The sequence below is a fragment of the Mesorhizobium sp. M7A.F.Ca.CA.001.04.2.1 genome (genome assembly GCF_003998485.1).
Taxonomy (GTDB): Bacteria; Pseudomonadota; Alphaproteobacteria; order Rhizobiales; family Rhizobiaceae; genus Mesorhizobium; species Mesorhizobium ciceri.
On sequence record NZ_RZQT01000077.1, the window covers coordinates 22,723 to 28,744 of the forward strand.

Genomic DNA, 6,022 nt, shown 5'->3' on the forward strand with positions numbered 1-6,022 from the left:
GTTGATCCCTAAAGGTCTCTTATCCACTCGGCGTAGCTGTCTTCGCCAAAGCGCATGTCGCGCAATTTGCGAAATCCTGCCGGGATATGGTCGGCGTCGATCGGCGATGCAATGCCGTCGTCGCCGATTGCATCCGGTCCCTGGAACAGCACGATGCGGTCGACCAGCCCGTCGGCCAGGAAAGCGCTCGCCACCCTGGCGCCGCCCTCGACCAGCACGCTGGCCATGCCGAGCGCGGCCAGATCCTCGAGTAGTTCCGGCAAGGCTACGCCGCCCTCGTGCGTCTCGGTGCCGATGAAGCGCACGCCGGCGCGTTCGAGTGCTGCGCGCCGCAGCGGATCGGCCTCCAGGCAAGCGGCGATATAGAGCGGCACGCGGTCGACGCCTGAAACCAGCTTCGAGGCCTCCGGCAACCTGATCTGGCGGTCGAGCACGATGCGGGCAGGCGAACGGTTCTCAAGCCCCGGCAAACGCACCGTCAGGGCCGGATCATCCTCAAGGGCGGTGCCGATACCAACCAGTATGGCGTCCGCCTCAGCCCGCATCAGATACACTTCTCGGCGCGCGATATCGCCGGTGATCGACACCTGCCCGTCACCTTCCCTGCCGATCTTGCCGTCGCTGGAAAGCGCAAGCTTGAGAATCACTTCCGGGCGTTTTCTCAACGATCGAATCAAATAGCCGGCCATCTGCTCGGCGGCTTCCGCCGCCAGCACCTTCTCGACCACCTCGACACCGGCCGCGCGCAGGATCGCATAACCCTTGCCGGACACGCGCGAATCGGGATCGCTGGCGGCACCGACGACCCGCGCAACGCCGGCATTGACCAGCGCATTGGCGCAAGGCGGCGTGCGGCCGTGGTGGGCGCAAGGTTCCAGCGTGACGTAGGCGGTGGCGCCGCGCGCGAGGTCGCCGGCCTCGGCCAGGGCCTCGGTCTCGGCATGCGGACGGCCGCCGACAGCGGTGACGCCGGTGCCGACGATCATCGGACCATTGCCGTCATCGCGTACGATCAGCGTACCGACAGACGGGTTGGTCGCGGTGCGCCCGGCATTTTTTCGCGACAGTCTGAGTGCCGCCGCCATGAAGCGGCGATCAAGGGCGGCCTGTTCGCTTGCAGTCATGCTCAGCTGGTTTCCTCTTCACCCTTGACTTCGTCGCCCTTGAGCTCGCCCAGCAATTCATGGAAATCCTTGGCCTCGCGAAAATTGCGGTAGACCGAGGCGAAACGGACATAGGCGACATCGTCGAGCGACTTCAGCGCTTCCATGACCAGGCGGCCGACTTCTCCCGAAGCAACCTCCGTCTCGCCGGAACTTTCGAGCTGTCGCACGATGCCTGTCACCGCGCGGTCGATGCGTTCGGGATCGACATTGCGCTTGCGCACGGCGATCTCCACCGAGCGCAACAGCTTGTCGCGGTCGAAGGGCACTTTGCGGCCCGATTTCTTGACCACGACGAGGTCGCGCAACTGCACGCGTTCGAAGGTGGTGAAACGGCCGCCGCAATCGGGGCAGACGCGCCGCCTGCGGATTGCCGCGCCATCCTCGGCGGGGCGCGAATCCTTCACCTGCGTATCTTCCGACTGGCAATAGGGACAGCGCATGGAGAAGCCTTTGGTTGGCGAATCTGGTGAAGCGAAAGGCTTAGAGGTTTTTGCAGCGATGGCAAAGTGTCGCCAACAGCTCCCTCGCCCTTCAGAGATAGCGAGGCGCAAGCAGGATTGCCAGCCTCGCCAGCAGCCGCACAGCGTACCGATGTCTTCAGGGAGCAACGTCGGCGGTCGGAAACCCGCACGATGCGCCGAGACTACGATAGGCCTTGGTGAAGCCGTCCATGGATATGCTTCCAACCGGCGCATCGCCGAAGGAGACGTCAAGCACCGATGCCCGGCGCATGGCGCGCAGGAGCGCCAGGCTGGTCTTGGACTGGTTGTCGACGGTCCAGCTGAGCCGGCCGTTGACGGCGCCATCGGAATGGAGCTTGGCAGTGACGCGGCCCTTGTCGTCGCCGAAAGTGGCGGCAACCGACTTGCCGGCCGGCAAGGCCTTGTTGTCGACGGCGATCGTTACGGACGGGTAGGCATCCGGCGGCAGTGCATCGCCGTTCGTGATGATGAGCGTCAGAACGCCGCTCTCGCCGCCAGCGCCGATAAAGGCGGTCGAGGCCGCGCAGGTCTTGCGCAGATCCTCACCGGTGTCGACCTCGTCGACCAGGGTCGACCATCTGCCAAAGGTTTCGAGCTTGGGTGCCGTCTGGGCGGGCGCCGCGGGCTCGGGCTGAGGTGCGGGTTGCGCAGGAGCGGGTTGCGCGGGCGCGGCTTGAGCAGGGGCGGTTTGCGCCAAGGCGTTGCCGGGGAAAGGCCCGGCGATCAAAGCAGCCAGGGCGCCAACGGCGCCAAGGTCGGCGAAACGAAATGGTCGCATCATCAAGGCTCCTGCCGGTCGCCCCGGCCTGCTGAAACGACGCTCGTCGTTGCAGCAGGCGGCAAAACTTCCTATCGCGTCAGCCGAGATAGGGATAGAGCGGGAAGCGATCGGTCAGCGCCACGACCTTGGCCTTGACCGCTGCTTCGACGGCGGCATTGCCCTCGTCGGAATTGGCGACCTTGAGACCATCCAGCACTTCGGCGATCAGCTTGCCGATCTCCCGGAATTCGGCCTGGCCGAAGCCGCGCGTGGTGCCGGCCGGGGTGCCGAGACGCACGCCCGAGGTGACAAAAGGCTTTTCCGGGTCGAACGGAATACCGTTCTTGTTGCACGTGATGTTGGCGCGGCCCAGCGCCGCCTCGGCGCGCTTGCCGGTGGCGTTCTTCGGACGCAAATCGACCAGCATCAGATGGTTGTCTGTGCCGCCGGAGACGATGTCGAGACCGGTTTCCTTGAGGCTGGAGGCGAGCGCCTTGGCGTTGGCGGCAACGCTCTCGGCATAGACCTTGAAGCTTGGCTTCAGCGCTTCGCCGAAGGCAACCGCCTTGGCGGCGATGACATGCATAAGCGGGCCGCCCTGCAGGCCGGGGAACACCGCCGAATTCATCTTCTTGGCGATGTCCTCGTCATTGCACAGGATCATGCCGCCGCGCGGGCCGCGCAGCGACTTGTGCGTCGTGGTCGTCACGACATGGGCATGCGGCAGCGGCGACGGATGCACGCCGCCGGCGACCAGCCCGGCGATGTGCGCCATGTCGACCATCAGATAGGCGCCGACCGCGTCGGCGATCTCGCGAAAACGCTTCCAGTCCCAGACGCGGGAATAGGCGGTGCCGCCGGCCAGGATCAGCTTCGGCTTGGTTTCATGCGCGGTCTTCTCGATGGCATCCATGTCGAGCAGATGGTCGTCCTGGCGCACGCCATAGGAGACGACCTTGAACCATTTACCGCTCATGTTGACCGGCGAACCGTGGGTCAGATGGCCGCCGGAATTGAGGTCGAGGCCCATGAACGTGTCGCCCGGCTGCAAGAGCGCCAGGAAGACGGCCTGGTTCATCTGGCTGCCGGAATTCGGCTGGACATTGGCGAAGTTGCAGCCGAACAGCTTCTTGGCGCGCTCGATGGCCAGTTCCTCGGCCACGTCGACAAACTGGCAGCCGCCGTAGTAGCGCTTGCCCGGATAGCCCTCGGCATATTTGTTGGTCATGATCGAGCCCTGCGCCTCAAGCACCGCGCGGGAAACAATGTTTTCCGAGGCGATCAGCTCGATCTCGTGGCGCTGGCGGCCGAGTTCGTTGCGGATGGCGCCGAAAATCTCTGGATCGGCGTCGGCCAGCGTGGTTTCGAAGAAGGATTCGAATTTGTTCGACACTGCCGCTGCTGTTGCCATAGCCTGGAATCCTCGGGGTTCGGGGGCAATTTTGTTTATGCATGTCGTTGCCCAAACCGCTGTACACTTTTGGGCAACCTGCACGCGGCGCCATTAACACAGTTGTTTTCGCCCCGCCACGTTTGCCACGCGAAATTTGCTGGCCGGATTGCGCCAGCCAGGCCCGCGCGTCGTTATTTCCTCGCCTTCCGGCCCCTCAGCAATGCCTCGGTGAGCGTGATCTCGGTAAACAGCGCCTGCGACGTATGGTCGTTGATCTCGCCGCTGCGAAACATGGCGCGCACGGCTTCGCGCTCGGCTTCGATGCCCGCAAATCTCAATTCGAGCTCCAGCCTTCCGGCTTCACGCGCCTCGGCGCGGGCCTCATCGGCTTCGTCCGAGGCGGCGATGCGGCGCCGGTACCCGGCGACGATGCTGTCGGCGGCGGCAAGCCTGGCGCCGGGCACCTCGCCTCCCTCATCATCTGCGGCTCCGGCGATGCTCTCGATGCGCGCGATTGCCGCCTTGGCGGCGCCGACACGCGCCAGCCGCTCCTCGGCGGCGCCGGCATCCTCACCCGGCTCGACCAGCCCCCTGGCGATCGTCGGCAGAGCGAGACTGGCGAAGACCAGCGAACAGATGATGACGCCGGCGGCCAGGAAAATGACCAGATCGCGTGCCGGGAACGGCGAGCCGTCCGGCATGGCGAGCGGCAGCGACAATATGCCGGCCAGCGTGATGGCGCCGCGCACGCCGGCCACCGAACCGGCGAGCCGCACGCGCAACCCGAACGGCTCCACCTTGCGCTTGCCCAGACGTGCGGCGATGCCGGCTGCGAGATCGCCTACCCATATCCACAGGAAGCGCAACGCGATCAGGCACAGCGTCAGCGCCACGACGGTCGCGATCGGCTGGATGATCGGGTGCAGGCTCATGAGTTCCGGCGGCACATGGCGGATGATGTCGGGAAGCTGCAGGCCGAGCACGATGAAGAGAGCACCGTTGAAAACGAAGGAAAGCGTCGTCCACAGCGACATCGTCTGCATGCGGGCCGAGACGCCGAGGAAGCGAAACACGCCGGAGCCGCCGGTGAGCAGGCCGGCGGTAACAGCCGCCAGAATACCGGACGCTCCGACATGCTCGGCGCCGAGATAGGCGATGAAGGGCAGCAGAACCATCACCAGCACCTGCGCTTCGGCCGGCACGCCGCCGATCCGGTTGAGCAATTGCAGCAGCTTGGCGGCAACGAACAGCGCCGCGACGCCGATCAGGATGCCGATCGCCACGGCATAGAGAAAACTGAACGAAGCCGCGGCAAGGGAAAAGCTGCCGGTCAGCACTGCTGCGACGGCGAAGCGGAACATGACGAGGCCTGAAGCGTCGTTGAGCAGCGACTCGCCTTCGAGAATGTGCATCAGCCGCGCCGGGACAACATTCCTGTCGACGATCGAGGACACGGCCACCGCGTCGGTCGGCGACAGCACCGCGGCAAGCGCAAAAGCGACCACCAGAGGGATGCTCGGCACTAGCCAATGCAAGGCGTAGCCGAAGCCGACGATGGTGAAGAAGACCAGCCCTATGGCCAGATCCAGGATCGGTCCGCGCAGCGCCATCAGTTCACGCTTCGGTGCGCCATAGGCATCGCCGAACAGCAGCGGCGGAATGAACACCAGCAGGAACAGTTCCGGATTGATCTCGACATGGATGCCGCGCACCGGCCAGGCGAGCGCGGCACCGATCGCAATCTGCAGCACCGGCAACGGCACCCGCACCAGGCGAACCAGCGCGCCGGAAAGCGCCACGAAGACGAGCACGACCAGAATGAAGACAGCGACTTCCATGGTCCGGTTCCAGGCTTTCCCGCCGACCATGCGCAAAGCCGGCCGATCCGTCCAGCCGCCCTCCCGTGAAAAACGCCGCGGCACCCAATCAATGAAAAAAGGCCGCCCTGAGAGGCGGCCTTTTTAAATAGAAATCAAATATTTAAAGCGCGGACGTGATCTGCAGCTCGTTGTTGCCATCAAGCGCGTAGACGTCGTCGCGGAACTGCACCACGCCCGGACCGGTCGACCAGGCCGAGAGATAGAGGAAGTGGACCGGCACCGGATTGGTGACCTGGATCGGCGTGTTTTCACCGGTCTTGATCGCCGCCTCGAAATGCTGGCGGTCCCAGCCGGGCGTGTCGCGCAGGATCCAGGTGACGAGGTCGCGCACATTCTGCACG

At 64.7% G+C, this 6,022-nt stretch carries 5 protein-coding genes and 1 pseudogene; all 6 read right to left on the reverse strand.

All coding sequences use genetic code 11. The features are described 5' to 3' along the window. Positions 1–8 precede the first annotated feature (8 nt). Entirely contained in the window at positions 9–1,124 is a 1,116-nt protein-coding gene (ribD, locus tag EN955_RS22490; RefSeq protein ID WP_024504681.1) for a bifunctional diaminohydroxyphosphoribosylaminopyrimidine deaminase/5-amino-6-(5-phosphoribosylamino)uracil reductase RibD, read from the reverse strand. A gap of 2 nt (positions 1,125–1,126) precedes the next feature. After that, the gene (nrdR, locus tag EN955_RS22495) at positions 1,127–1,606 is read right to left on the reverse strand and encodes a transcriptional regulator NrdR (RefSeq protein ID WP_024504682.1); all 480 of its coding nucleotides are present in this window, start codon (positions 1,604–1,606) and stop codon (positions 1,127–1,129) included. A gap of 157 nt (positions 1,607–1,763) precedes the next feature. Then, positions 1,764–2,429, reverse strand: coding sequence for a hypothetical protein (locus EN955_RS22500; protein ID WP_024504683.1), 666 nt, complete (start codon positions 2,427–2,429; stop codon positions 1,764–1,766). A gap of 76 nt (positions 2,430–2,505) precedes the next feature. Then, the gene (gene glyA / locus EN955_RS22505; RefSeq protein WP_013532252.1) at positions 2,506–3,819 is read right to left on the reverse strand and encodes a serine hydroxymethyltransferase; all 1,314 of its coding nucleotides are present in this window, start codon (positions 3,817–3,819) and stop codon (positions 2,506–2,508) included. 173 nt (positions 3,820–3,992) lie between these two features. Beyond that, positions 3,993–5,639 (reverse strand): Na+/H+ antiporter, encoded by a 1,647-nt coding sequence (locus EN955_RS22510; RefSeq protein WP_013532253.1) that lies wholly within the window; start codon positions 5,637–5,639, stop codon positions 3,993–3,995. 142 nt (positions 5,640–5,781) lie between these two features. After that, positions 5,782–6,022: pseudogene (locus EN955_RS22515) on the reverse strand (murein L,D-transpeptidase); the annotation flags it as partial.

Excerpts from the sequence above, each read along its gene's own strand:
- ribD (WP_024504681.1), bottom strand. The coding sequence starts at position 1,124 with ATGACTGCAAGCGAACAGGCCGCCCTTGATCGCCGCTTCATGGCGGCG.
- nrdR (WP_024504682.1), bottom strand. The coding sequence starts at position 1,606 with ATGCGCTGTCCCTATTGCCAGTCGGAAGATACGCAGGTGAAGGATTCG.
- EN955_RS22500 (WP_024504683.1), bottom strand. The coding sequence starts at position 2,429 with ATGATGCGACCATTTCGTTTCGCCGACCTTGGCGCCGTTGGCGCCCTG.
- glyA (WP_013532252.1), bottom strand. The coding sequence starts at position 3,819 with ATGGCAACAGCAGCGGCAGTGTCGAACAAATTCGAATCCTTCTTCGAA.
- EN955_RS22510 (WP_013532253.1), bottom strand. The coding sequence starts at position 5,639 with ATGGAAGTCGCTGTCTTCATTCTGGTCGTGCTCGTCTTCGTGGCGCTT.